Genomic DNA, 26,081 nt, shown 5'->3' on the forward strand with positions numbered 1-26,081 from the left:
TTATGTATAAACATATCTTACTGGCTTCAGACGGCTCAGAAAATGCGGTACGTGCAGCTAAAGAAGCGGTTAAACTGGCTTCGTATGATAAAGAAGCTATTATCGACGTTACGTATGTTATCGACTATGAAAAGTCAAAAACAGATGTACTGCATTCCAGTTCCAGTGAAGCAATCGACGTGGAACGCCGTAAAAAAAATTCAAAAGTAATCCAATTTCTTCATGATGCAAATGCAAATTTCAAGACTACTATTCTACGTGGAAAGCCTGGTCCGGAAATTGTTAAATATGCCAATGACCAAAAGGTAGATATTGTAGTAATCGGCAGTCGAGGTTTAAATGCACTGCAGGAAATGGTACTGGGCAGCGTAAGTCACAAAGTAATGAAACGCGCGCATTGTCCTGCGTTGATTGTGAAATAATGATAAGCTAATCAGCTTAATCACCTAAAGTTAAAAGAATGTTTACGCCCTTAACTTAAGTAAATAAAACCAGTCCATATTTAAAATCATCAAGATATTTATATAATAACCACCCCTCGCCTTTTTTTAAAACAAGGATACCAAATCTGGATTAAACCCAATTTGGTGTCCTTATTTTAATTTATGTTTGCTGTCTCAATAGATTGGGCTATATAATCATATAGTTATTTATTTTTACACCCATATGCAAAAATTTCTTTTTTCTTAATAGTGCTTTGAACAAATATAGGGCAGGCAGCATGGCTTCCATGAAAGAAAGTCATATAAAGGAGAATTATTATGACATCAACGCTTATAATTGCATTGATTATTTTTAGCATTACACTTATTTTTGTCATTTGGCAGCCTGGAGGTCTGAATATTGGCTGGTCTGCATCAGGTGGAGCTGTCCTCGCTATCTTATTAGGGATTGTTGGATGGGCAGACGTTCTGGAAGTAATTGATATTACCTGGAATGCTACATTGGCGTTTGTAGCCATTATTTTAATCTCCTTAGTTTTAGATGAAATCGGCTTATTTGAGTGGTCTGCACTGCATATGGCTAAAGCAGCTAAAGGCAACGGGCTGAAGATGTTTATTTATGTCAGTATATTAGGAACTGTAGTGGCAGCATTATTCGCAAACGATGGAGCAGCTCTTATTTTGACACCAATCGTACTCGCAATGGTTCAGAATTTACATTTTAAAGCACATATGGTTTTTCCATTTATTATCGCCGGAGGATTTATTGCTGATACAACTTCACTTCCTTTTATCATTAGTAATCTGGTAAATATCGTATCTGCTGACTTTTTTGGAATCGGGTTTGCAGAGTATGCAGTCCGGATGATAATCCCTAACCTTTTCTCCTTTATTGCGACGATTTTAGTTCTGCTGCTTTATTTCCGCAGAACAATTCCTAAAAGATATGATTTATCGAAATTAAAAGAACCAAAGGATGCTATCAAGGATATTAAAATATTTCGTTTAGCCTGGTTTGTTTTGACATTATTACTTATCGGCTATTTTACAAGTGAATTTATTCATGTACCTGTTTCTATTATCGCAGGGCTAATAGCAGTAATTTTTGTCTTTTTAGCAAGACGCAGTCCATATGTACGAGCTAAAAAAGTTATTAAAGATGCTCCATGGAATATCGTTATCTTTTCTATTGGTATGTACGTCGTTGTCTATGGTCTGGGAAATGCAGGCCTTAACTCCGCCCTCGCCGCAGTAATTCAGGCTGCAGCCAACCAGGGATTATTTATTGCAACCTTTGCAATGGGCTTTATCGCAGCAATCCTGTCTTCCATTATGAACAATTTGCCGACAGTAATGATTAATGCGCTTGCCATTGCAGAAACAAGCACATCCGGTGTTCTCAGAGAATCCCTGATTTACGCCAATGTGATTGGATCTGATTTAGGTCCGAAAATCACTCCAATCGGCTCTCTGGCAACCTTAGTCTGGCTTCATGTACTATCGCAAAAAGGAATAAAGATTTCGTGGGGAGAGTATTTTAAAATCGGTATTATTTTAACTGTTCCTATTCTCTTTATTACTTTGTTAGGACTGTACCTGACTCTATTGATTTTTTGAACACATGGTAAAACTTGAGCAATAAACGCAAGAAGTTCAGTTAAAGAACTAAATTCCCTCCCACGAAAAAGAACCAACTCTAAATCAGAATTGGTTCTTTCTTATTAATTGATGCAACTCGCCATATCAAACTATAATTTAAAAATAATCCCCATCAGTGAATAAATAATCACTGTTGAAAAAACAATTGTCATATGAATAAGAGAATAAATAAACATTGATTTGGCCCATTTTTCCGAATCCATCCGTTTGTAGCCAAAAATGCTTAGAGCAAGCCAGCCCGTACCCATTATAAGAGATACAAGCATAAGGCCGACACTTAAAGAGCTTAGTAAAAAGCTGATTCCTATCATAACCACTAAATAAATATTAGTTTGGATATATGTCCGTCTTACTCCTTTTACAACAGGAAGCATTGGAACTCCGGCTGCCTGATACTCTTCATGCCGCCTGATTGCAATAGAATAAAAATGCGGCATCTGCCAGATAACTGCAATCACAAACAATCCCAAAATCGCCGGATGTGTGATATCTGGATACATCGCTGCCCAGCCGATTAAAGGAGGCATAGCTCCGGAGATACTGCCAATCTCTGTATTAAATACTGTTCTCCGCTTGCTCCACATAGTATAAGGAACAACATAAAAAAACAATCCCAGAAAACCCAAGAGCCCTGCCAGCGGGGTTGTCAGGGAAAGCAGAATAATTCCTGCCGCTGCCATGATAATACCCAGCCACAATACCGTCGCGGGCCTGATTTCTCCTGTAACAGTCGGCCTCCCCTGTGTTCTTTTCATTATCGCATCAATATCACGATCATATAAATTATTAAAAGCTCCCGCTGCTCCTATCACGAAAATAGAGCCTAAAAAGGCAAACAGGATTTCCGGCAGCTTCTCTAAAATACCAATCTGGTATGTGTATAAAGATAATGTTAATCCCGCAAACATCGGTATCAAATTGGAACGGATAATTCCTGTTTTTACCGTTTGCGAAAGAATTTTTAGTAAGGACATATTTTGTTTTTGCCCATTTGCTGCTTCTGCCATTTCTGATCTAATCTCCCTTTTACCTATCTATATCAAATTTAAAACATGCAAATAAATATAATTAATTTTAAGCACTAAGAAAAATATATACCATACACTACTTTAATTCCAGTTAATTTGCTTATATAAAAGGTTTTATCAGATGAAATTGTGAACATTAGAAGAACGCGTTTTCGCAATTTTAAAATATTAGAGTTTAAATTGCGTCTGTGCCGGATTTTTTCTATAGCAAAAAAAGAAATCCATGCAGCTTTTAAAGATACGCGGATTAAAAAATCAAAAGTTACTTATATTTCATATTACAAATAGTTACTGTAAAAACCGCCCCTCCCTCTGGATGATTATTCGCACTGATTTTACCGTGATGCTGCTCTGCAATGGCTTTGGCAATAAATAAGCCCAAACCAGAGTGACCGTCTGCACTATTCCGCGCTTTATCCTCCCGAAAGAACTTTTTAAAAAGCTTTACCTGATTTTCTTTTGAAAAGCCTGGACCGCTATCGGCAATAATAAATTTAAGTTCTTTTTCTGATATATATGTTTCCCATGTGATAGTCCCCCGCTCCTTCGTATAGCGTAAGCTGTTAATTAATATATTATCCAGCATCTGGTTAATCCGGAAAGGATCCAGGTAAAATAAATCTTGATTGCCTTCCGGATTATGAATAGAAGCCCGCAGCTCAATATTCTGTGCATGACATAGCTGTCTGAACTCGTTCATTTTATTCTGAATAAGCACTTCAGGATTTACTGGTTCTGTTTCTAAATAAAATTCTGTATTCTCATAGCTGGATACATCGTTTAATTCTTGAATTAAACGAATAGATCGCTGGCAATTTAAAAGAATAGTCTGTAAATACTGTGTTATCCGCTTTGGAAGCTCGTGATTACTTTCCAATATTCCCTCTGCATGTCCTTGAATAATGGTTAACGGTGTTTTCAGGTCATGAGCCACAGCTGCAACCATTTCTCTTCTTTCTTCTTCCATACCCCATTGTTTTTCAAGTGCTTCTTTTAAAGCTGTCTTCATCTTATCAAATGCTGCAACAAGCTGATGCAGTTCTTTAATGTTACTTTGATTATGCATCGTAAAATTTAAATCCTGTTTTTCTATTTTTCCGGCACCGGCGATAATTTCATTAAACGGCTCCTTCATTCGTTTCGCCCAGCGTCTGCCAATAATAAAAGTACACAGAAAAATATATACAAACGGTGTGATAATAGCAAAAATGAATAAACTGAAAAGAAGCATCCGCGATTCTGCATTTGCCGATATAACGGATAATTGATACCGAAATCCAGCCGCTCCAAGAAAATTCTGCCCACTGTCAAAAATAGGATAGTATACAACAATCCGATTGTTATCATAAATATTTTTATTCAGCTGCGTAAAAACATCCTCTCTTGAAGTAAGATAGCGTTCGCTCATACTGCCATATTGAATCTGCCCCTCTGCATTCACAATCTGATAGTCTAATCCCTCTAAAGGAATGATTTTGTCTAACATTGCCTGATTATCCGGATTCAATATATCATCCTGCGCATTCACCTTATCAACCATTTCAGGAATCTGGCTTTCATAGTAATTAGCAGGATTCAATGTTTTGTTTTGATTGATGATAGTAAATAAAAGAAATCCAAGTATCCAGGTAAGCAAAGTTGCCAGAATACTAAACAGCATAATATGATAAAAATGACGGCTTAATTGTTTTCGTAACGCTAACATAATATTAGCCTTCCCATTTGTATCCGACACCCCAAACAGTTGATATATAGGTAGAAAGTGGATCATACTTTTGAATTTTTGCACGTATTTTCTTAATATGCTCTGTGATTGTTGTAGAATCTCCTAAAGAATCTATTCCCCAAACCTGTTCATAAATTTGTTCTTTGGAGAAAACCTGATTGGGATGCATCACAAGGAACTTTATAATCTCAAATTCCCGATATGTGAAGGCCAGCTTTTCATTCTGATAAAATACTTCATAGGCCAATGTATCAATAATGAGATTTTTAGCATGAATCCGATGATAAGCCTTATGCGAATTCCGATGCTCCCGCCGTAAATGTGCAAAAATTCTTGTTTTCAGTTCCTTTAAACTGAATGGCTTTTCTATATAATCGTCTCCTCCTACCACCAAACCTTTGATCCGGTCATGCTCTGTATTTCTTGCGCTGACAAATAGAATCGGGCAGGATACATGCTGCCGTATCTCTTCACAGAGCTGATATCCGTCCATTCCCGGCATCATGATATCAAGCACAATTAAATCCGGCTGCTGCGGGAGTTGACGCAAGGCTTCCTCACTATTATAAGCAACCAGAATTTGATATCCTTCAGCCTCCAGGGAATCTCTCATAAAGGTTACGATATCCTTCTCATCATCTACAAGCATAATTTTACTTTTCACTCTTATCATCCTATCTTTCTTTTCCGAATTCCTATATTTAGTATATAGTCCCTAAAAATTAGAGACAATATTAGAGAGAACATTTTCAGCTTCTGCTCTCGACTAGCTTAATCATTAACAGCAGGACTGCCAACGGTTAGATTAATACCTCTTTTATTCAATAGTTTAGACGTTAAAAATAAAGATATTATAAAGAAGCGTAAATTAACTATAATACCCAACAAGGAAGAAAGAAGCACAATACCAATTTTCAGTATGTGTGCTTCTTTCTTCAATTTATTTTTTATATTATTCCATGCCCTGCTTTCCGCTGTTTTACCACCGTCATCACACCAGCAATCAGATAACCAATACCACCGATGATGCCTAATCCCAGTGTTAAAATAGTACTTAAAATGCCTAAAACGATCAGCAATATACCAATAAGCTTTACTCTTATCCGCTTACCTAAGAAGACCGCTGCCGTAATACCTAAAAGGATTGAAATAATTGCAACTATAATAACAAAGGTCACACTGTTACTAAAAATTTCTATTTGTTCTTCCTGCGTTACACCGCCGAGTTCATCTCCTGTACTTTGTAATCTATCCTCTACTTCCTCTCTGAACTCCTTATCAGAATCTAAATCACCAAGCATACTGTAGGAATTCATTGCTAAAAGACCATATGATAGAATAGCAATAATAATAAATATAATGCTGATATTATATTTGACTTCTCCTGTTCTCAAAGTAGCGCCCCCTCTATTTACATATGAAATTATGTATCGTTCTTTCTACCCTTCTTCTATATTAAATCATAGACAGGAAAAATGAAAAGGAATGTAACGGTTTACAGGTAATTTTTTCTTCTTTTTAAATCATCGCTGTCAATCATAATAGTTTAATAATAAAAAGCCCTATAGGAAAAACAGCACTGATTACTCAGCAGATTCCCCTATAAGGCTTCATCACTTATTTAATTACTTTGGCTCTAAATCTTCAATTGAATCAATATCCATATATTCCGGAACAACCAGGCCAATTTTAGCTCCCTCTAAATTAGGCCCCAAATCAATTAAGTTATCCTTCTGCTTCTCATAGAAATCTTTGTGTGTTACTGGCAGCCAGGCTGCTAAAGTAGCATCAGCATCTCCAGAAGCAACAGATTCAAAGACAACCGCAACATCTACATCGGTAACCGTTACCTGAAATCCATGCTGTTCCATTGCCGCTTTTAAAACTCCAGAGGATGCACGCTCAGAATCCCATGGTGTAGAAGCAAGTTTAATTTCTGCTCCATTGCTGTCATTAACTCCTTCAGCCCATGTATCTACTCTATCCTGATTGTCTTCCACCCATTGTGCCGAGATATCTTCTATGTCTTCACCAGTTTCTTCCGCTTCATACATAATCTCTTCCATATCCTCTACTTCCCATTCAAACTGGTCAATAAATTTATATGCATCTGGATTATCCTCTTCAAATCCTATTCTTGCTAAAGAATTAAGCGTTTCTTCTCCGCCATAAATACCTTGAGGATCTTTTAAATATTTCATATCCGGATATTGCGCAAACATCCAGTGCGGATTCCATCCTGTAATAATAATTGGTTCTTCATTCTGAATAGCTGTACCTAATTCAGACATCATCGCTCCAGTAGATGATAATTCAACATCCCAGCCTTTTAAATTATCATATTCTTCAATAGCTTTTTCAGTTGTAACAGAAATACCTGCGCCAGGTTCAATCCCGATTATTGTATGATCTACCGCTTCACTATAATTATCCTCGGCACCATCTCCGGAAGAATCATCAGAACTTCCACATGCTGCAAGCAAGAATATAGCCAAAATTGAGATAATAAATCCTATACCTTTCATATTTTTCATAATAAGTATTGCTCCCCTTTCTTCATTCTTTAAAATAAACCTTTTTTAGATACTTTATGTTTTTTATATCTCTTTAATAATTGCTTAACCTACAATTCCTCTTTGAAAGGGATTTTAGCAAGATAATTACTATTTTACCTTTCTAATACAACTCCTTCAAATGTCATAAATCAGCAAATAATCACTTAAAACAGGAAAAAACTGATTTATTTATACTTCAACATGCAAAAGCATAGATTTAATGCACATACCTTGTAATTATACCGTTATATTAAATTGTCATAATATTCTTTTCAAATCCCAAAAATAAAACGACAGACAATTCATCTGCCGTTTTTAGTTTATTTATCATTTAAGGAAAACGTATCATATCATTTTCTAATCAAAGCTCTGATTTCTATACCAGCTTACAAATACTGCAACTACGGCTGTCATCCATATCACAGGAACGACCAAATAAGAAAGAAAAGGTTCATTGAAGTAAAGCTGATCAATTCCGTAATGAAGATGATAATTTGGAAATACAACCAGCCAGGGCATATCCTCCTTACTGCTATTCATCAGGAGACCTTCAACAAAAAAATATAATATAATGATTGGTACACCATAAAGACTAATTTCAATGGTATTCTTTGTTTTTATTCCTAAGAAAGTTCCTGCAACTAGCATGATAATCATGATAGGCAAAACCAATATAAATAGTTTTATGCTAAATAAAAAATGGTTTCCGTAAAGTACAGAGAATATAACCAATACAAGTACTGTTGCTGTAAACGTGACTATCATTTTGTAAATATAGATTTCTTTAAACGAAAAACCAGCTTGCTTTAGACTTCGAATTGTCCTTTGCTCCTGCTCCTCAACCATTAAATTACCTTGCATCAGCATGGTAAGCATTACGAAAATAAATCCAAGTAAAAAAGATAATGAGATGGTTTCTTCCGGAACAAAAGCAAGTAAAGAAATCAAAAAAATTCCACCAATAAAATTAAGTAATACCTGCCCATTCCAGCGCAAATCACATATATCCTTATACAGCAACGCCTTCCACCGATCCAAACGTACCTGCTTTCTTTTTTTCATCATAAATGAATCAACTCTTTCAGCTTGCTATAATTTCCTTTCGACAATGGGATGGTACTTTTTGATGGATTGTCCAGACTGAGACTATAGCTGTTTTTGCTCCAAATAATAATTTCCCGTACACGCTGCAGATTAACCAGATAAGAACGGTGACAGCGGAAAAAGCCCAGCGGCTGTAAGCGTTCTTCTAATATTTTTATCGTATTAGACGACGCAAACTCCTCATCGTTTACAAAAAGATAAGTCTGTCCATCACGAGCTTCAATATAATCAATTTCAAGCGGATTAAAGAGAATGATTTTATCCTCAATTTTTGCACTAATTTTATCTAACTGTACCTGTATACTTGTCATCTCTTCCTCATGGTTCTCTTTCCCCACATCTTCTGTATCCTCTATATCCTGCTCCAGCTGCTGAGTACCCCGATTAGAATAACGGTAAACTGAATTGCCAAGACGGATTGCCTCTTCCAATGTCGTTGTAAACAATAGTACTGCTGCGCCTTTATCAGCCAGATGTATCAGCAAATTATGAAGTACATGCTTTGATTGCAGATCCAATCCGAGAGAAGGATCTTCAAATATATATACAGCAGCCTGCTGAATTAGTGCTGAAGCAAACAGTAAACGGCGCTGTTCAGATTGAGTCAACTGCTTTGTCTTCTTCGATGCACAGGCCTGTAATTCACATAAATTTAAAATCATTTCTAAATCTGCTTGATGCTGATATAATTTGCACCAAAATTTAAGCATTTGTATCACGGTTAACCGTTTATATAAGCCGTCTGTCTGCTGAAACAGATACACATTTTGAAATCCGCCTTCTGGTAAGGTAATTGCTTTCTTTTTTATCTGATTTGGATGATTTAACAGATCAAACAGATGACCGATATATTCGTTTTCGCATTGAACAGCGACAATATCCTTCTTTTGAACGGTTAAATTCAATTCCGGCAGCAGGATTGTATTTTGTTCAATTTTTCTTAGCTGATTAAAAGAAATTACCATCCAAACTACTCCTTTATTTCATTCGCTTTCTTCATTTTAATCATATAGGAAGCATTGTTATTTAACCATTATTTTAATGGCTGCCGGAATCTTTGTTGGAGCTTAAAGATGCTAACAAAAAAGACAGAGCAACAATTAAGGCAATATTGATAAACCCGACAGGCACAAACCATCCGGGAGCTTCAAATTCCGGTAATGCTGGAATAGCTTGTGATAAGGGATCATAGACAACCAGAAATGGAATAATTGCTAGCAATATCATCAGTAAAGCTACAACTATCTGTATTATTTTTTTCATCATATATCTCTCCTTAAAACTGAAATAAACGATACAATAATATTTTTTACATAAATTGTTATTAATGCATATCTTTTGGAAGTTATGGATTATTCCCCAGGAAATAATCCATGACTCAAAATCTCTATTTGATAATCACGTCTTTTTCCTATGAAAATGGGTTTAGATTTGGAAGATATTCCAAAAGATTGATACCATAATGAAAAGCTACTCCTAATGCAACAGACCATACTCCTATACCAATCGCTTGCCAAATACTCACATAAGATTTTTTAGCCCCTGATGCAATAGAAATCGCTGCACATACGTGATAACAAATAATCGGCCCTGCAAAGGATAGGCCTGCAACACCATATTTTTTGAATATATTCTGCGCGCGATTTTTTCTTTTGCTGTCTTTACTTTTATTAGCGACCACTTTCTTTCGCAAACCGGAAATAACCCAAATAAACACCATCACAGACAGCCAGTTACCAACAGCTCCAATTAAAACAACCTGGATACTAGGAAATCCAAAGATAATCCCAATTGGAATTGCTACATACGATTCAAAGAAGGGCACAATAGAAATAAGGAATACACTTAAATACTGCACCCATGTGTCTGCCTCCATTAAATTAATCAATAGATTCTGAAACCACTCCATTAAATATTCACTCCTCATGTGTTTGTTGTCTCAAGCATATGGGAGAGAATATATTGCTGCATTAGAATACTGATGAAGAGAGGGGAGAAAACATTGAACGGAGTCTGAACGATGTTGAATGGTACTCGATTTTTGGAAAAGAGTAGGGTGAATGGAGTTATTTTAGAATGAACGGAGTTTTAAATCAAAATAAATTAAAATATTAACGAAGAAAAGAAAGGAACCTCCTAAGAGATTCCTTTCTTTATTTTACTTATGCAAAAATCGCATCCCCCTGCTAAAGGAAGTAGGCACGATAGACATATGATTCTCTCCTTCCGGTGCAAAAAAAGCTGTTTTTATCCCCTTATTGCGCTCAGAAAGATTTTCATACATAGCTAATCCGTTTGCATACATTTGCTTATTTTCTATCGGTTCTGCAGCAATAAACAAACCTTTTACATTTTTATCATCTATCTTTGTTTCATAGGATAGAATTGTCTGCTTATTCCACCATATAGAAGGACTACAAGAAAAATAATGGCTGAAAAGGTGTGAACGTTGAAATAGCGTGTATAAAACAAATAACCCGCCGAGTGAATGGCCAAAGATTGTTTGCTTCTGCTTATTTGTTTTATATTTCTCATTAATAAATGGGATTAAGTCCTTCTCCAAAAAGTCCAAAAAAATCTCAGCTCCTCCATGTTCCGGCCAGGGTGACCCATCTGGCCTCGCCGGAAGTTCTGTATCTTCTGCAAATGGTGTAAAATCATATATCCGATTCGGCTGAAATGGTTCATCACCTTCATAACCTACACTAACTAACATCGTCGGCTCTATCCCCGTTTTTTCTGAGCGTCTGCTTTGCAGTTGGATCATCTCACTAAAAAGCGTTCCATAAGCATTCCCGTCCAGAATATATAACACAGGAAACCCGTTATCTGGAACTGGTTGTTCAGAAATATATACATTTATTACATATGGGTGATGCTTTCCAGAAAACTGAAATACTTCCTTGTGATACATCAAATAATTACCTCCTGTGTTCATTCTTTCTTATCATCTGGACCTTGCCAGCAGATAAACAAAATAAGGTACACCAATAATGGCAATAACAATTCCTGCCGGCAGTTCTGCAGGAGAGAAAATTGTTTTTCCGATAAAATCTCCTGTTAATACCATCAGCATGCCGATCATTCCGCTGATTGGCAGACTATACTGATGATGAATGCTTACTAAACGCCTCGCAATATGCGGAGCAATTAATCCGACAAAACCGATACTTCCTGATACCGCCACGCTGGCACTGACAAGCGCAACAGAACATATTAGTAAAATACGGCGTTCTCTTTCCAAATTCACACCAATGCCCATTGTTGAAATTTCATCTAGTTGCAGGACATTTAATATAGAAGAGCGCCAGATCAAGATTGGAACAAAGCAGATAATCCAGGGTAATATAGCTGTAATCTGTGCCCAAGATGCACTATAAATACTTCCTGACATCCAGACGGTTGCCATCTCAAAGTCCTGCGGATTCATCTTTAATGAAATATACAAGGTTAACGCACTAAATCCTGAATTTAGTGCTATACCGACAAGTATCAGCATACGGGGATTAACCCTTCCCTGCTGTCTGGAGAAAAGAATCAGAAAAGCTGTTGCGGCAACCCCGCCAATCCATCCAAAGAATGTCATATTTAAAACGGACAGCCAGCCAGCACTTTTAATGGCCTCTTTCACTACAAACATATAGATAACAATAGACAGCCCCGCCGCTGCATGGATGCCTAATATCCCCGGATCAGCTAATGGGTTTCTTGTCAACCCTTGTAAAACAGTCCCCGCAATGCCTAAAGCAAAGCCGACCATAGCACCGATCAAAATCCTCGGCAATCGAAATTCAAAAATAACTAAAGTATGGTCACTTGCACTATCAAGGCCCAGCAGTGTTCTTATCACTTCTAATGCCGTGATATCAAACGTCCCATTTGTTACACTCAAATACATAACGAATATAGCTAAACATGCACTTAGGACAAAAGTGAGTGTAAAACGACTGCGATAGTTACGCTTATTCAAAAGCTCCTTCCTCCCTTCGTTTTAATTAAATAAAGAAAGTAAGGAACACCAAATAGTGCGGTTACTACGCCAACTGGTGTTTCAAAAGGATGGTTGATAAAACGGCTGATAATATCCGACCAGGCTAAAAACAAAGCTCCAAATATCGCAGAGAATGGAATGATTTTCCGATAATCCTCCCCTATCAAAAATCGGGTAATATGCGGAATAATTAAGCCGATAAAAGCAATTTTCCCTGCCATTGCTACAGATATACCAGTTAAAATAACAACACTGAGTATCGTTAATGATTTCATTGCCGTGATTTTAATTCCTAACCCCTGTGCTACTTCATCACCAAAAGAAATGGCTGTAATCGCCTTGGAAACATAAATCGCAAGGAATAATCCTACAATAGCAAATGGTACCGTCCATTTTATAAGGGTTGGATCCATTTGATGCAGACGTGCGTTGTACCAGAAACTCATATTCTGTGATATTTGAAAGTACGTGGCCATAGCCTGGGAAATTCCATTTAAAAAAGTCCCCAGAATTGTTCCTAAGATAGCCAGCGTTAATGGTGTCATTCCATCCGGTAATAACCGGGCAATGGAAAAAACAAGTAATGCTCCCAGCGCTGAACCGGCTAAAGAATAGAGAATCAACGTCATTGGTGCGGCATCAGGCAGAAAAATCATACATAATGTGATAACAAACACAGATCCGTCTGCCACCCCCATAATCGAGGGGGAAGCAAGATAGTTTCTGGTCATTCCCTGCATCAGAGCTCCAGAAACTGCCATAAAAGCTCCTATAAGTAACGCTCCGAGAACTCTGGGCAATCTGGAGGTATGAATAATTAAATGATCCATATCCTCAGTATCATATCGGATAAAAGCCTCCCACACAGTAGAAAGACTGATTGACTTAGAGCCATAGACAATTGATACTGCCATTGTGATTACCAGAAGAATAAGTACTATTAGAATAATTATTGCATATTTTTTTATGATAGAGCGCATAAACCACACTGCCTCCATCCATTTATTCTTCTATTTTGTTACGCAATTGTTCTAAAAATAACACCCTGCTGTATATCGGACCGCCTTCCAGCAAAGGATCAACCACATTGACATAGACATGATCATTCTTAAAGGCTTCTACATTTTGAAGAATCGGGTTTGCCTGTATATCTTCATAGATTTGGCTACTTTCCCCATCTGCACCTTCAGGAATTTGTAAGAAAAGATAATCGGGATTCATATCAGCCAGCTGCTCTACAGAAATGGCTTCCTGTGCTTCCGCTTTCTGCACTTCTTCCGGAACCTCCAATCCCAGTTCGCCATATAACACGGTATTAAAGAAAACATCCTCAGGATAGACAAACATTTCTCCGCCTCTTATACGGACTGCGGCTGCTTTTTCATCTGCTAATTGCTCTGTTAATGTACTTTTAGCTGCTTCAACGTTTTCTTGATATTCTGTTAAAATCTGATCTGCCTGCTCTTCTTTTCCAGCTAATGCTGCCATTAACTGAAGATTTGCTTCTCCATCAGAAGAAATATGTGATACTAAAATAGTCGGTGCGATTTTCTCTAATTTTTCTATAACTTCTTCTGGAAACTTGGTTGTCCCCAAAATAACATCCGGCTGCAGCTCCAAAATTTTCTCAAAGTTAGGCTCTTGTTTTTCCCCTATAGATTCTGCATTTCCCATTGCACTGGAATAAACCTCTGGAAACTCCCCGGCTACTGTTACTGCACCAACCGGATTCACTTCAAGAAGCACCGCATCCTCCATTGCCTCCATCGCTCCTGTAATAACAATTCTTTCTACGTTGGCAGGGACCGTATATTCTTCTCCTAAGTATTCAATGGTTTGTGTAGCATTTTCCTCCGGCGCAGCAGTTTCTTCTTCACCCGCTTCGGCTTTATTCTCGTCTTTTTCCGGTGAATCACTATTTTGACCGCACGCAGCCAGCATAATGAAAAATACGATTGAAATAAAGATTGATAGGAACTTTTTATTCATTTTCTTTTTTCTCCATTCATATATTTAGTTGTTTGATAGACGAAGTAAAACATTCTTCTTATTTAAGAAATCCTTCTTCAAAAATCTTGAGTAAATGCTCTAGTGTAACTGGATCGCTATATGTGGCTTCTTTTGTATCAAATTCAATCACCTGACCGTTTTCCACCGCTGGAATAGACTTCCATGTTTCACTCTTCGTAAATTCATTATTTGCTCCCATCTTGCTTAGAACAATAAAATCTCCTGCATATTCTGGCAGAGTCTCCAGCGATAAGCTGTAATAACCTTCAGCAAGTGCGTCTTCCTGCACTTTTTCTGGCATACCCAGCTCCATAGCCTGGTACAATATTTCTGTGCCGCGGGCCCAATTATCTCCAAAGACAGAGAAATTTTTTGAATCTGTTTCAAATACGGAAACAGAAACATCCTCCCCGTGTTTTTCTTTAATCTTCTCACCATCTGCTTTAGCTCGCTTACTGAAGTCATCAATCCATTCCTCGGCTTTTTCCTCTTTATTTAGTAATTTACCAATCTCCAATTGCTGTTCTAGATAATCCAGCTTTCCCCATGTATAAATAACAGTCGGAGCAATCTTTTCTAACTCATCCAGATTTTCCATATGTGACCCGGCAATAATTAAATCCGGCTCCAATGCTAAAATACTTTCCGGATCATTTTCTGAAACCACTTCTACATCTGCCATGCCTTCCTCAAAAAGTGGATTTGCTTTTGTCCATTCATCTACTCCTACTAAATTTCCGTCTAAGGCGAAGACATTTGGTCCATTTGTCAGCGCTACAATTCGCTGAGGATCGGCTGGTATTTCAACCGGCCCTTGCTCTGATTCATATGTTACAGTTTTATCTGATCCTTCTTTTCCTGCATTATTTTGTTTTCCATCTGACTGATTACTGCAGCCTATAACGATAAGACAAAGCAAACACCCAAAAAGAAATAGTAGCTTTTTCATTTGTTTTTCCTCTTTCTATTTTTATATTGTTTTAAAATATTAATCTTTCAGTCTGGCTAATAAATATAAAAAGTAAGGCGCTCCAATTACTGCTACAATAATTCCGGCCGGTACCTCCGGCTGTTTAATGAACCTTCCAATCATATCCGCCAGAAGAAGCAGCAGTGCTCCCACTAATCCTGATACAGGGATTACGTACTCATACTTATCGCCAACCAGCTGTCTGGTGAGGTGTGGGGCAATAAGGCCAATAAACCCGATTCCGCCACTGACAGAAACACTCGCTGCGGCAAGTCCGACTGCTGAAGCTAAAAGCACACGCCGTTCTTTTTCCAGATTTGCTCCTAATCCAATTGACGTTTCCTCACCTAAGTGAAGAATATTCAAAACCATCGCTTTAGAATAAACAAATGGAATCAGGATAACCAGCCAAGGAAGCAAGGCAAGAACAAACTGCCAATCAGATCCCCAAATACTTCCCGCAAGCCAAGTTGCCAGAAATTGATAGGTTTCCGGGTTCAATCGCAGTGTTAAAACAATCATTAATGCATTAATCCCAGCTGCAACTGCAATCCCTGTCAACACTAATCGCATTGGCGTAATTCCCTCAGAGCGTTTATAAGAAAGCACATAAATGATAAATGCAGCTCCTGCGGCTCCAAGAAAAGCTAAAAAAGGCATGAGAATAATAGATATCGTCGTCGTTACCGCAAAGAAAGATAGAAATAACATTACAGATAAGCCGGCTCCCGCATTAATACCGATAATCCCGGGATCTGCCAATGGATTTCGGACAATACCCTGCAGTACCGCTCCTGAGATAGCCAGACCCGTTCCTACAAGCAGGGCGATAACCATACGCGGCAGACGAAAATCAAATAAAATAAGATTCTGCTGCTCCGTACCCTGGCCAAATAAGGTTAAGATAACCTCTGCTGGTGTTAAATAAATACTCCCCGTATTTAAGCTGATAAAAAATATGATAATAATCAGAAAAACTAAGGTAACACTGACCAACACTGCTCTTTTCGCTTTACCTTTCTGACTATGCTGTTTGTATTTTTCTGCTCTCATACCATCCCTCCGCCCTTTCTTGCCAAGTATAAAAAGAATGGTACGCCTAATAAGGCAATTAACGCACCAATTGGCATTTCATGAGGAGGACTGATGATGCGTGCTGCTAAATCAGCCAGCACCACAAGTAAAGCACCATAAATAATTGTTCCAGGGATAATCCAGCGGTAGTCATATCCCATAAACCAGCGGACAATATGCGGTACGATCAATCCTACAAAGCTCACCGCACCAACTACAGAAACAGCTAGACCGGCTAAAATAACAATAATGATAGAAGCAGTTAATTTAACACGTCCAGTTTTCGTTCCTAATCCGACGGCAACCTCTTCGCCTAAGCTTAATAGCGTAATCGAATGAGATAATGTCATTGCAACAGCCAACGCAAGAAGCAGCCATGGAGTAATGATTTGCAAATGGTTCCAGCTTGTACCAGAAATACCTCCTGCATACCAGAATGCTAAATCCTGTCCAATTTCATAATAAAGCGCAATTCCTTCACTTAAAGCGCCTAAAAGTGCACTTACTGCCGCCCCAGCCAGCACCAGACGTATCGGGGTCAGCCCATTTTTAGACAGAGATCCGACTCCATATACAATTCCCGCTCCAAGCGCGGCGCCTAGAAATGAAAATAAAATCATATATAAATAAGGCAAGTCCGGGAAAAATGCAAAACAGCAGGCTAACATAAAAACTGCTCCTGCATTTAAACCAAGTAATCCTGAATCAGCAAGCGGATTACGTGTCATCCCTTGCATCAATGCCCCTGATACTGCAAAGCAGCTGCCGACAATAGCTGCTCCAAGTATGCGGGGAAAACGTATTTCCCTGATAATCTGATGTTGCTGTAGATCAGGATCAAATTGAAAAATTGCCTGCCACACTGTTTTCAGTTGAATATCTGCTGCTCCTAGCGAAACAGCCAGCATAAGAGATAATAGTAAAAGGAGACTTCCACCCGTTAAAATAATCACACCACGGATAGGACGCACTGTTTTTTTTACTTCTTTTAGTTCTTCTTGTTCATTCATGGGATGATACCTTTCGCTTTAGTACTTTTACTTATTTCTATATCTTTTAACCAGATGCCGTCTGATGATATGCTTTAGACGCAGAATTTATACTGCAGCACGCAGATGCTTTCTCTGCCTGGCATAACTGGTATGATAAACAAATCGGGTTTGCACTATGCGGACATCTTGCTAAGTGTGCATCAATCTGAAAAACCTGCTGCAAATTAGCACAGGTCATTACTTCCTCCGGTGTCCCATCTGTTACAACCTCTCCATCACGCATCGCAATCATATAATGAGAAAAACGGGAAGCATGGTTTAAATCATGTAAAACCATAATGATGGTACGTCCTTCTTCTTTATTAAGGCGCTCCAATAAAAGTAAAATATCTAATTGATGTGCCAGATCTAAATAAGTAGTCGGTTCATCCAGCACAAGCGTATCTGTCCCTTGTGCCAGTGCCATTGCAATCCACACCCGCTGTCTCTGTCCGCCGGATAATGCACTGATTGCTCGATTCTGGACCTCTGTCAGCCCCGTAACATCAACTGCCCAGTTAATATATTCGTAATCTTCCTTTCTTAAGGAACCCATTCCTTTTTTATAAGGAAAACGTCCATAAGAAATCAATTCATATACTGTCAGCCCACCAGGCGCTTCAGCAGTTTGAGGCAGAATTGCCATACGTTTTGCAATCTCTTTTGTATCAACCTTATGAATTTCTTCTCCTTCTAAAAAGACTGCACCGCCTTTCACATTTAAAATACGTGCAATTGTTTTGATTAAAGTTGACTTGCCGCATCCGTTTGGGCCGATAATGGTTGTGATTTTATTAGATGGAATCGAAATACTGAGATTTTTAATGATTAATTCATTTGCATAGCCGACATCGATTTTATTTACTTCAATTGTTTTCATTGATTCGCCTCTTTCCGTGTATAGTCAACTCTACGATAATGATAATCATTATCGTTGATAACGATTATCATTATCGATTAAAAAGGTTGACTTGTCAAGATTATTTTTTTAGGAAATAGGACCTTATTAAAATTTCCAAATAAAAACCGTTATTTTGATAAACACTCAAAATAACGGTTTTCTTATGATAACATTAATAAACATATTGCTTTACAGCAAAAGGTGCAACGGAGCATATTATGGTTTTGTCTGCCTGTTCTCCACTTGGGTGATCCAGTTTAAATCAGCTTCTAAGTGAAGCAGCCTCCCAGTAATTAAAAGATAGTTGTTCTCATCTCCCTTTATCAGCAAGTCTGTTTTTAATTTGGTCAGATCCATTACTTCTTTTAAAACCATCGATTTTTGCTGTTCAAGCATTTGCGACTCGTTAGCATAATCGATTTTTCTTGCACAGATCCATTTAAAGAAGAAATCTTCTTTGGTTGAATGATAAGGAACTGCTTCTAATAACCATTCCTCCAGTTCTGTTTTGCCTGATACATCCAAGGTAAACAATTTTCTCTCTTGTTCATCTATATCCAAAGGGATAACAAGTTCATCCCGAATTAAGCGGTCTAAGGTCGTATATATTTGACCCGGATTAACTTTCCCTTTACTCCCCAGCAACTGATCCAATTCAATTTTTAATTCATAACCATGACATTTTTTATCATAGAGCAACGTCATTATTCCATATTTCACGGACATTCATAATCAACCTTCTTTTAGAGATGATTGGATATCTATTTTGCTTGCTGCACTGCTCGATATCCAAGAAGCAATCAAGCTTAACAGAATTCCGGCAGTAACCGTTAATATTATTGATTCGACAGGTAAATACACCGTAACGAAATCGCCTATTAATGTAGAGTTGCTTGCAACAACTAATAAGCACAAGCCAGTAATTAGTCCTCCTAAAACTCCGGCCAATCCTATCAGAAAACCTTCTACTAACACCATAGTTTTAACTTGTAATCTTGTAAAGCCTAATGCTCTCATCGTACCTATTTCTGAAGTTCGCTCAAACGTATTCATGATAAGTGTGTTCGCTGTTCCGACACTGGCAAGCAGGATAACTAAGACTAGCATGAATTGAATCAATTCATTCATTCCTTCAAATGCGGAAGTTGTTGAAGCAATTTCCTCTTCTACAAAAATCATCTTAGACAAAAAACCGCCAAATTCACTCCATAATGCATTTCTAACCGATTCTTCCGTTGTGTTTTCATCCAGATGAATCAACAAATCAAAACTATTCTCCCAGCCAAATTGATGATTTAACTGTTCTTCATCCATAAATGCTACGTAGCCGGAATAATGTGAGGTCGCAGCTACATCGATTACTTCAAACGGTTTTGTTCCTGCCGGAGTATGGACAAAGATATCTTCCCCGATCTTTCCTCCCCATTCCCGAAAAGCTCTTTCACCCAGTATAATAGATAATGTATCATTATTTTCAAAGCTTGTATAATTGAAATCATCATAATATAAACTGTTCTGATCTACTCCCATAATGGAGAATTGCCTTAAATGCATATCTTTATTTATCCATGTAATTGGTGTTGCTTCTGTTAATAAAGTACTGGATTCAACAAATTCTTTATCATTTATTTTATCTAAATCGCTTGCAGACCATGGTTTCTCCGCAGTTAATCTGACATCTCCACCGTAGTTCGATTTTATCTGATTTGCATAGTTTTCTGGTGCTGCATCTGAAAGTGCCCCCAATAAGAGGATCACCGCAATTCCGACGGAAAGCAGCGTCGCAGTATTTGCATTTCTATATAGTTGTTTTCTTAAGTTAGAGATTGCCATTCTGCCCGGATGCCCCATGCATAACAGAATAATCGGCTTAATCAGCATGCTGAATATTTTTAAAAACAATGGACTTAACATAACGACAGATAATATGAGGCTGATATATGACACAGGACTGTCTATAAAGAAAAATAATAATAACCCAAAACCAATGACGTATCTGATCCAGTGCACTTTTTCATTGGAGCTTGTATTTGCACCCATTTTTAAATTTTCAAGTATAGATGTTTTTCCTGCACTATATATTGGAAACATAGAAAACAAAACGGGAAAAATAACACCTGCTGCTAAAGAAATGACAGTTGGCATAATCCAATTGAGAGAATAAACCATGTCATATTCAAATATGCCTAGAAGGGTCATCATAAACAAATCGCCTAACCAAATACCAATAGGTACACCAATAATTGTTCCAATCATAGCTATGAAAGAAACTTCCATCAAAATTAGTCTTGAAATAGAAATTTGCCCATATCCCAGACTTTTCATAATAGCGAACTCTTTTTTTCGCTCAATAACGCCCGTATAAATCATATTAAAAACAATAAACCCACTTATAAACATGGTCAGGATGGCTATTAAATAAAAGAATGTATAGAGCCCTTCCACATCATTACTTTGACGGTCATCAGCAACAACCGGCTGAATAAAAGCTCTTGAGTCAGAAAGCTCTTCTTGGATGTCACGAAATAATTTCTCGTCATTTCCAAGTGTGCTCAACCTGATATATGAAATTTCTCCATTCAACTCAGCCCGCTCCTGCAATAAATCGAGGGGAGCCATCATGCGAAAACTGGAGGATGCTGCCCGTTCCCAACTCCCTGGACTTGATAACAACTGGGTATATTCTACAATTGCTGATATCTTCACTTCCCCCATTTCTCGAAAGGACAACGTATCACCTACATCAACATGCAACAAATCCGCAACTGTTTCGGGAATGACTAACCCTTCATTATCAAGTTCTCCTTCTACTACTGGCAGCTTTAATAAATTACTATTTTGATTATCCACCCCCGTAATTCGGACAGCCAGCTGGCTGTCCGAATATTCACCAGGTAAATCAAGAAAGGTTTGTTTATCTAACGCCGTAAACGTCTCATCTACATTTTGATGATTTTGAACAGTGTTAATTATCTCTTCTGGATAAGTGTGTTCATCGCTTAAAATCCAAAAATCCGCATTTCCTGTATACATTTCTTCATAGTAATCAAAAACATCCTTTGTCGTTCTATCTGCTATCAGCATAGCAGTAATAAAGGACGTTCCCATTATAATTGCTAATAAGGTTAATACAAATCTTTTTTTCTTTCTCGTAATATTACGCCATGAAATTCGCCAGATATTGAGCATAGTTCTCATCCTCTCTGGAGATGATTTGTTCAATCGTTCCATCTTTAAACAAGATTATTTTATCCGCAAAACCGGCAGCAAATATATCATGCGTAACCATAATAATCGTCTGGTTATTCTTTTTATGAAATTGTGTTAAAAGCAACAATATTTCTTCTGCTTTAGAGCGGTCTAAATTTCCGGTCGGTTCATCGGCTAATAAAACGTTGGGCTGATTCACCAAAGACCTTGCAATAGCTACCCTTTGCTGTTGCCCACCGCTCAATAAATTGGCTTGCTTTTTATTTAATTCATTTAATCCAACCGCCTGGATAAGTTCTTTTACTTCCTTCATTTTTTCTTTGTCAAGTGTTCCATCTGCATATAATGGAAAAGCAATATTTTCTTCAACCGTTAAATTATTTAAAAGCTGGTAATTTTGAAAAATGATTCCAATGTTTTTACGGCGAAAAATAGTTCTTTGGTTTTCACTCATCTCACTTATCGCTTTTCCACCCACCTCAATTTTTCCATTTGTAGGGGAATCCAGTCCACCCAAAAGCTGTAAAAGTGTACTTTTTCCAGAACCACTAGGTCCCATAATAGCAACAAATTCCCCTTCTTCTATTTTCAAATCGACATCCTTCAGTACCTCTGTGATATTTTTTCCTTGTGTAAAAGATTTCACTAGCCCACTAACTTTAATCAAATTATTCCATCCCCTTAATATATACTTAGTATATAATTACAAAACTAATATTAACCTAATTTCGTTATTTGTTCAATATGAATTATATACTAAGTAAGTACCTATAATAAAATGATAAATATACCATATATTTAATGCGTGTTCATAAATGAATTGACACTTTGTCAGTCATTTGTATATACTTAACGCAAGGAGGTATATTACATGAGAGATGTGAAATTGCCTGAAGTCAGAAAAGCAGAAATTTTAGATGCGGCAATGAAATTATTTACAGAAAAAGGCTATTTGCAGACAACGACCCAAAATATTATTAATGAAGTTGGAATTTCGCGCGGGCTGCTTTATTATCATTTTAAAAATAAAGAAGAAATTCTTTATATCTTGGTTGAAAAGTCTGTTAAGCCGCTAATTGTACAGATGGAGAAAATAGTAGAAAATGCATCGTTAACTCCGCTGGAAAAGTTAAACCAATTTTTACAGACAACCATTATTCAGGAAGATACGGTTACAGCAGAAACAGTCACGCTGCAGGAAACCGTTCAGCTGGAGGAAAATAGGTATATGATGGATCGCTTTTATCATAAATTTATTGAAAAACTTCTCCCTTTATTTACACAAATTATTGAAGAAGGAAAAGAACAGAATATTTTTCAGGTAGACTATCCTTATGAAACTGCCCATTTTCTAGTAACTGGATATGTTTTTGTTTCCAATGATCTTAAGCTCAAGAAATCCAGTTTAGATGAAATGAAAGTTTATTTACAAGCTTTTAAAGAAGTCTTGGCAAAATCACTGAATATTGAAGTATCTACTATAGAAGACTAACCAATGTCCTTTATTTCATTGGTTTCTTTTATCATCATGACTGACAATTTGTCAATAGGAGGGAAATTATGTTAAAAGTTAATCACATTTCAAAAATGTATGAAGATGGAACAAAAGCAATTACGGATATTAATCTCCACATCCAAAATGGTGATATTTACGGCTTTATCGGAGCAAACGGGGCTGGTAAATCTACGACTATTAAAGCAATTGTCGGTATCCATCATTTTAACCAGGGTGAGATCTGGATTGATGGCTATTCAATCAAAACTGACCCTGTTAACTGTAAAAAAAGAATCGCATTTATTCCGGATAATCCCGATTTATATGAGCATTTAACCGGACTTCAGTACATCAGCTTTATCGCTGATATTTTCGAGGTTCCTTTGACTGAAAGAAAACAATCCATTGAAAAATACAGTACGATTTTTGAAATGACAAGCAAACTCAATAACAGTATTGCTTCTTATTCTCACGGGATGAAACAGCGAATTGCGTTAATTGCTGCTTTAGTTCATAAACCGGCATTATTTATATTAGATGAGCCATTTGTCGGCTTAGACCCGACCGCTTCCTTTGAATTAAAAAGACTGATGCAGGAGCATGCAGAAAATGGTGGTGCTGTATTCTTTTCGACACATGTATTAGAGGTTGCCCAGAAGCTATGTAATAAGGTAGCTATTATTCATAAAGGAAGTCTTGTTAAAAATGGACTGATGGAAGAGGTTGCCGGCTCGAAAAGCTTAGAAGAAATATTTATGGAGGTCCGTAATGAATCAAAAAATATGGATATTATTCAAAAATGACCTTGCCAGCAGTATTCCATTCCATCAATTATTTCGTTCCGCCAAACAAGGTAATGGGGTCAAAATAACTTTTGCTGCGCTGCTCCTTATGGGAATATTTCTACTTATTTATAATACGTTGACAGCAAAAACACTGGTCAGTCTTGGGCAGACAGCTCTCATCCCGGCATACATGCTTTCTGTTTCCAGTATCATGATGATTTTTTTATCACTTTTACGTGCAAACGGCACTATTTTTGGCAGTAGTGATTTTGAACAGCTGTCCACTTATCCAGTCAGTGAAAAAGAAATATTTATCAGCAAGCTGCTTCATTTATACTTCTTTCATTTACTGGTCAGCCTGCTTTTTACTATACCAGTATTACTTGTCTGGGCACCTGATGATGCGGCATCTCCACTTTTAATCTTGCTGTTTTTTATTACAGCACTGATTATACCTGTTATTCCCATTTGTATTGGGGTAATTTTTGGAAGTCTTGTTTATCACCTGGCTGCTTATTTTCGACAGATGAAGCTGATTGCCGTTTCTTTCTCTCTTATTCTTTTAGGTATGTTCAGCTATTTTATTATCACGCAATCTAATCAGACAAGTGACATGCAGAATATCGGGGCATTTTTATACAGACAAATGACTAATATTTATCTGCCATCTGTATTATTGCAGTTTGATAGTGCGGATCATATATTTCATATTCTTGCTTTTATTTTTATCAGTTGTTTACTGCTTATTTTGCTGATTCTGACTGGCAGTAAATACTACCGGAAGCTTAACTTACGTCTTCTTGCTTTAAAAAGTAATAACAATGTGAAGCAAAAAGCTATCAAACAGCGAAGCATTTTCTTTGCGCTTTGGAAGCAAGAAATAAATACTTTATTCAGTTCATACAACTACCTGCTCAATTCGATACTGGGTACCGTACTATTAATTTTTCTCAGTATGGCTCTGCTCTTGTTTGGAGTGGAAAAATTGACAGCTCTTATTCCGATGTCTGTTTCTAGCGGGACAATAACAAATATATTCCCTACTTTTAGTGCAGCTCTACTTCTGATAAGTAATCCGACAACTGCAGCTCTATCGATGGAGGGAAATAAAATCTGGATCTTAAAAACACTGCCTATTGAACAAAGAAGAGTAATTCATGCTAAATTAGCCTGTACCTTTTCCCTGCATTTATCTGGTTTTTGGATAAGTATTATTGCTTTTATTATCAGGCTTTCTCCAAATATGGAACAGCTGATATGGGCGATACTTATTCCTTTAAGCTATTCAGCTTTTATCACGACATTTGGATTAATGCTGAATTTTTCCAATCCAAATTTCAGCTGGAAAAATGATATGTATATCGTTAAACAAAGCCCGCCTGTTTTGATTTCAGCCTTCACCGGGATGGCAATAGTGATTGTACCGCTGGCGCTTATTCTGTTCCAGGTGCTTCCGTTATACATTATTTACCTTGCTCTCTCCATCCTATTAATCAGTTTAGCTGTGATTTTCTATCGACGGACCTGCACAATAAAACTTATATAAGGAGAATGTTTATGAAAAAGGATATTATCGTATTTTTAATTATGTTTTTTGTTTTGTTTATCGTTATTTTATTTTTACCCGATTCGATTCCAATCCATTTTAACTGGCGGGGTGAAGCAGATATAGTTGTTCATAAATATTTTCTTTTGGCTGGGGTTATTATTCCTTATTCTGTTTATTGGCAGTTTTTTAGAGAAAAGAGAGATTAAGCTTCTTTTACAAAAAAACAGGAAATATCCTTATAAAATGGAGCTTTTTTAAATCTATATGCTATACTAAATCTATCAATAAACCAATTGCATATGAGGGGAGCGCACCGTTATACCTTCTTTGATTTTTCCAAAGAAGGGAGGTGACGCTAATGGATATTGGAAGCGTATTAATACTGATGATTTCTTTTGGATCACTGATTGCGTTTATCATGTCCGAAAACAATAAAAAATAACCCCTCATATGCTTTGCAGGCGTTAGGGGTTATTTTATAACTAAAGCGCCAACCCTCAAATAGAGAATTGGTTTATTGTACCGTTTGGTGCTGACACACCAGACGGTT

General features: G+C 37.2%; 26 protein-coding genes. 6 read left to right on the top strand and 20 right to left on the bottom strand.

Annotation, left to right across the window (positions count from 1 at the left end):
- Nucleotides 1-2: 2 nt before the first annotated feature.
- Both OSO01_RS07585 and OSO01_RS07590 read left to right on the top strand, forming a co-directional pair.
- On the top strand, nucleotides 3-422 hold the full coding sequence (locus OSO01_RS07585; RefSeq protein WP_147209830.1) for a universal stress protein: 420 nt from the start codon (nucleotides 3-5) through the stop codon (nucleotides 420-422).
- A gap of 339 nt (nucleotides 423-761) precedes the next feature.
- A complete protein-coding gene (locus tag OSO01_RS07590; protein WP_147209831.1) occupies nucleotides 762-2,060 on the top strand; it encodes an arsenic transporter in 1,299 nt (432 codons plus the stop codon).
- Between the two features lie 131 nt (nucleotides 2,061-2,191).
- On the opposite strand, the gene cyoE is transcribed toward OSO01_RS07590, so the two are convergent.
- The 20 genes from cyoE to OSO01_RS07690 all read right to left on the bottom strand — a co-directional run bounded on the left by cyoE (nucleotide 2,192) and on the right by OSO01_RS07690 (nucleotide 22,369).
- Nucleotides 2,192-3,109 (bottom strand): heme o synthase, encoded by a 918-nt coding sequence (gene cyoE, locus OSO01_RS07595; RefSeq protein ID WP_147209832.1) that lies wholly within the window; start codon nucleotides 3,107-3,109, stop codon nucleotides 2,192-2,194.
- Nucleotides 3,110-3,392: 283 nt separating this feature from the next.
- Nucleotides 3,393-4,835: a sensor histidine kinase gene (locus OSO01_RS07600; RefSeq protein WP_186813579.1), complete on the bottom strand. Its 1,443-nt coding sequence runs from the start codon at nucleotides 4,833-4,835 to the stop codon at nucleotides 3,393-3,395.
- A gap of 4 nt (nucleotides 4,836-4,839) precedes the next feature.
- A complete protein-coding gene (locus OSO01_RS07605) occupies nucleotides 4,840-5,529 on the bottom strand; it encodes a response regulator transcription factor (protein WP_147209834.1) in 690 nt (229 codons plus the stop codon).
- 274 nt (nucleotides 5,530-5,803) lie between these two features.
- Nucleotides 5,804-6,250 carry a DUF4064 domain-containing protein gene (locus OSO01_RS07610; protein WP_186813581.1) on the bottom strand — a complete coding sequence of 149 codons (447 nt, stop codon included), beginning with the start codon at nucleotides 6,248-6,250 and terminating at the stop codon, nucleotides 5,804-5,806.
- Between the two features lie 231 nt (nucleotides 6,251-6,481).
- Nucleotides 6,482-7,390 carry a glycine betaine ABC transporter substrate-binding protein gene (locus OSO01_RS07615; protein ID WP_147209836.1) on the bottom strand — a complete coding sequence of 303 codons (909 nt, stop codon included), beginning with the start codon at nucleotides 7,388-7,390 and terminating at the stop codon, nucleotides 6,482-6,484.
- Between the two features lie 378 nt (nucleotides 7,391-7,768).
- The gene (locus OSO01_RS07620) at nucleotides 7,769-8,476 is read right to left on the bottom strand and encodes an ABC transporter permease (RefSeq protein ID WP_147209837.1); all 708 of its coding nucleotides are present in this window, start codon (nucleotides 8,474-8,476) and stop codon (nucleotides 7,769-7,771) included.
- Nucleotides 8,473-9,480, bottom strand: a complete 1,008-nt coding sequence (locus OSO01_RS07625; RefSeq protein ID WP_147209838.1) for a LytTR family transcriptional regulator DNA-binding domain-containing protein — start codon at nucleotides 9,478-9,480, stop codon at nucleotides 8,473-8,475. Before OSO01_RS07625 ends, OSO01_RS07620 begins: the two co-directional genes overlap by 4 nt.
- Before the next feature lie 73 nt (nucleotides 9,481-9,553).
- Nucleotides 9,554-9,778, bottom strand: coding sequence for a hypothetical protein (locus OSO01_RS07630; RefSeq protein ID WP_186813582.1), 225 nt, complete (start codon nucleotides 9,776-9,778; stop codon nucleotides 9,554-9,556).
- 148 nt (nucleotides 9,779-9,926) lie between these two features.
- Complete coding sequence (locus OSO01_RS07635) at nucleotides 9,927-10,424, bottom strand: small multi-drug export protein (RefSeq protein ID WP_147209840.1); 498 nt, start codon at nucleotides 10,422-10,424, stop codon at nucleotides 9,927-9,929.
- A 249-nt stretch (nucleotides 10,425-10,673) separates the two neighbouring features.
- Nucleotides 10,674-11,429: an alpha/beta hydrolase gene (locus OSO01_RS07640; protein ID WP_246145094.1), complete on the bottom strand. Its 756-nt coding sequence runs from the start codon at nucleotides 11,427-11,429 to the stop codon at nucleotides 10,674-10,676.
- A gap of 33 nt (nucleotides 11,430-11,462) precedes the next feature.
- Nucleotides 11,463-12,485: a FecCD family ABC transporter permease gene (locus OSO01_RS07645; RefSeq protein ID WP_246145087.1), complete on the bottom strand. Its 1,023-nt coding sequence runs from the start codon at nucleotides 12,483-12,485 to the stop codon at nucleotides 11,463-11,465.
- Entirely contained in the window at nucleotides 12,482-13,486 is a 1,005-nt protein-coding gene (locus tag OSO01_RS07650; RefSeq protein WP_147209947.1) for a FecCD family ABC transporter permease, read from the bottom strand. The genes OSO01_RS07645 and OSO01_RS07650 overlap by 4 nt, the downstream gene beginning before the upstream one ends.
- 22 nt (nucleotides 13,487-13,508) lie before the next feature.
- Entirely contained in the window at nucleotides 13,509-14,495 is a 987-nt protein-coding gene (locus tag OSO01_RS07655) for an ABC transporter substrate-binding protein (RefSeq protein WP_147209842.1), read from the bottom strand.
- A gap of 58 nt (nucleotides 14,496-14,553) precedes the next feature.
- Nucleotides 14,554-15,465: an iron-hydroxamate ABC transporter substrate-binding protein gene (locus OSO01_RS07660; RefSeq protein WP_147209843.1), complete on the bottom strand. Its 912-nt coding sequence runs from the start codon at nucleotides 15,463-15,465 to the stop codon at nucleotides 14,554-14,556.
- Between the two features lie 39 nt (nucleotides 15,466-15,504).
- A complete protein-coding gene (locus OSO01_RS07665) occupies nucleotides 15,505-16,539 on the bottom strand; it encodes a FecCD family ABC transporter permease (RefSeq protein WP_147209844.1) in 1,035 nt (344 codons plus the stop codon).
- A complete protein-coding gene (locus OSO01_RS07670; protein ID WP_147209845.1) occupies nucleotides 16,536-17,570 on the bottom strand; it encodes a FecCD family ABC transporter permease in 1,035 nt (344 codons plus the stop codon). Before OSO01_RS07670 ends, OSO01_RS07665 begins: the two co-directional genes overlap by 4 nt.
- 46 nt (nucleotides 17,571-17,616) lie before the next feature.
- Nucleotides 17,617-18,471, bottom strand: a complete 855-nt coding sequence (locus tag OSO01_RS07675) for an ABC transporter ATP-binding protein (protein WP_077603882.1) — start codon at nucleotides 18,469-18,471, stop codon at nucleotides 17,617-17,619.
- Nucleotides 18,472-18,708: 237 nt separating this feature from the next.
- A complete protein-coding gene (locus OSO01_RS07680) occupies nucleotides 18,709-19,218 on the bottom strand; it encodes a PadR family transcriptional regulator (RefSeq protein ID WP_077603883.1) in 510 nt (169 codons plus the stop codon).
- A 6-nt stretch (nucleotides 19,219-19,224) separates the two neighbouring features.
- Nucleotides 19,225-21,681: an FtsX-like permease family protein gene (locus OSO01_RS07685; RefSeq protein ID WP_147209846.1), complete on the bottom strand. Its 2,457-nt coding sequence runs from the start codon at nucleotides 21,679-21,681 to the stop codon at nucleotides 19,225-19,227.
- Nucleotides 21,650-22,369, bottom strand: coding sequence for an ABC transporter ATP-binding protein (locus OSO01_RS07690; RefSeq protein WP_147209847.1), 720 nt, complete (start codon nucleotides 22,367-22,369; stop codon nucleotides 21,650-21,652). The genes OSO01_RS07685 and OSO01_RS07690 overlap by 32 nt, the downstream gene beginning before the upstream one ends.
- Before the next feature lie 204 nt (nucleotides 22,370-22,573).
- Here OSO01_RS07690 and OSO01_RS07695 point away from each other — a divergent pair, with 204 nt between their 5' ends.
- The 4 genes from OSO01_RS07695 to OSO01_RS07710 all read left to right on the top strand — a co-directional run bounded on the left by OSO01_RS07695 (nucleotide 22,574) and on the right by OSO01_RS07710 (nucleotide 25,737).
- Nucleotides 22,574-23,194 carry a TetR/AcrR family transcriptional regulator gene (locus OSO01_RS07695; protein ID WP_147209848.1) on the top strand — a complete coding sequence of 207 codons (621 nt, stop codon included), beginning with the start codon at nucleotides 22,574-22,576 and terminating at the stop codon, nucleotides 23,192-23,194.
- 68 nt (nucleotides 23,195-23,262) lie between these two features.
- Nucleotides 23,263-24,000 (top strand): ABC transporter ATP-binding protein, encoded by a 738-nt coding sequence (locus OSO01_RS07700; protein WP_147209849.1) that lies wholly within the window; start codon nucleotides 23,263-23,265, stop codon nucleotides 23,998-24,000.
- Nucleotides 23,966-25,528, top strand: coding sequence for a permease-like membrane multi-spanning protein (locus tag OSO01_RS07705; protein WP_147209850.1), 1,563 nt, complete (start codon nucleotides 23,966-23,968; stop codon nucleotides 25,526-25,528). The genes OSO01_RS07700 and OSO01_RS07705 overlap by 35 nt, the downstream gene beginning before the upstream one ends.
- Before the next feature lie 11 nt (nucleotides 25,529-25,539).
- Nucleotides 25,540-25,737, top strand: a complete 198-nt coding sequence (locus tag OSO01_RS07710) for a DUF1648 domain-containing protein (protein ID WP_186813584.1) — start codon at nucleotides 25,540-25,542, stop codon at nucleotides 25,735-25,737.
- The last annotated feature ends 344 nt before the right edge of the window (nucleotides 25,738-26,081 follow it).

Source organism: Oceanobacillus sojae (assembly GCF_007991515.1).
Classification (GTDB): domain Bacteria; phylum Bacillota; class Bacilli; order Bacillales; family Amphibacillaceae; genus Oceanobacillus; species Oceanobacillus sojae.

Coding starts and splice junctions, on each gene's coding strand:
- OSO01_RS07585 (WP_147209830.1), top strand. CDS start 3: ATGTATAAACATATCTTACTGGCTTCAGACGGCTCAGAAAATGCGGTA.
- OSO01_RS07590 (WP_147209831.1), top strand. CDS start 762: ATGACATCAACGCTTATAATTGCATTGATTATTTTTAGCATTACACTT.
- cyoE (WP_147209832.1), bottom strand. CDS start 3,109: ATGGCAGAAGCAGCAAATGGGCAAAAACAAAATATGTCCTTACTAAAA.
- OSO01_RS07600 (WP_186813579.1), bottom strand. CDS start 4,835: ATGTTAGCGTTACGAAAACAATTAAGCCGTCATTTTTATCATATTATG.
- OSO01_RS07605 (WP_147209834.1), bottom strand. CDS start 5,529: ATGATAAGAGTGAAAAGTAAAATTATGCTTGTAGATGATGAGAAGGAT.
- OSO01_RS07615 (WP_147209836.1), bottom strand. CDS start 7,390: ATGAAAAATATGAAAGGTATAGGATTTATTATCTCAATTTTGGCTATA.
- OSO01_RS07620 (WP_147209837.1), bottom strand. CDS start 8,476: ATGATGAAAAAAAGAAAGCAGGTACGTTTGGATCGGTGGAAGGCGTTG.
- OSO01_RS07625 (WP_147209838.1), bottom strand. CDS start 9,480: ATGGTAATTTCTTTTAATCAGCTAAGAAAAATTGAACAAAATACAATC.
- OSO01_RS07630 (WP_186813582.1), bottom strand. CDS start 9,778: ATGAAAAAAATAATACAGATAGTTGTAGCTTTACTGATGATATTGCTA.
- OSO01_RS07635 (WP_147209840.1), bottom strand. CDS start 10,424: ATGGAGTGGTTTCAGAATCTATTGATTAATTTAATGGAGGCAGACACA.
- OSO01_RS07640 (WP_246145094.1), bottom strand. CDS start 11,429: ATGTATCACAAGGAAGTATTTCAGTTTTCTGGAAAGCATCACCCATAT.
- OSO01_RS07650 (WP_147209947.1), bottom strand. CDS start 13,486: ATGCGCTCTATCATAAAAAAATATGCAATAATTATTCTAATAGTACTT.
- OSO01_RS07655 (WP_147209842.1), bottom strand. CDS start 14,495: ATGAATAAAAAGTTCCTATCAATCTTTATTTCAATCGTATTTTTCATT.
- OSO01_RS07660 (WP_147209843.1), bottom strand. CDS start 15,465: ATGAAAAAGCTACTATTTCTTTTTGGGTGTTTGCTTTGTCTTATCGTT.
- OSO01_RS07665 (WP_147209844.1), bottom strand. CDS start 16,539: ATGAGAGCAGAAAAATACAAACAGCATAGTCAGAAAGGTAAAGCGAAA.
- OSO01_RS07670 (WP_147209845.1), bottom strand. CDS start 17,570: ATGAATGAACAAGAAGAACTAAAAGAAGTAAAAAAAACAGTGCGTCCT.
- OSO01_RS07675 (WP_077603882.1), bottom strand. CDS start 18,471: ATGAAAACAATTGAAGTAAATAAAATCGATGTCGGCTATGCAAATGAA.
- OSO01_RS07680 (WP_077603883.1), bottom strand. CDS start 19,218: ATGTCCGTGAAATATGGAATAATGACGTTGCTCTATGATAAAAAATGT.
- OSO01_RS07685 (WP_147209846.1), bottom strand. CDS start 21,681: ATGCTCAATATCTGGCGAATTTCATGGCGTAATATTACGAGAAAGAAA.
- OSO01_RS07695 (WP_147209848.1), top strand. CDS start 22,574: ATGAGAGATGTGAAATTGCCTGAAGTCAGAAAAGCAGAAATTTTAGAT.
- OSO01_RS07700 (WP_147209849.1), top strand. CDS start 23,263: ATGTTAAAAGTTAATCACATTTCAAAAATGTATGAAGATGGAACAAAA.
- OSO01_RS07705 (WP_147209850.1), top strand. CDS start 23,966: ATGAATCAAAAAATATGGATATTATTCAAAAATGACCTTGCCAGCAGT.
- OSO01_RS07710 (WP_186813584.1), top strand. CDS start 25,540: ATGAAAAAGGATATTATCGTATTTTTAATTATGTTTTTTGTTTTGTTT.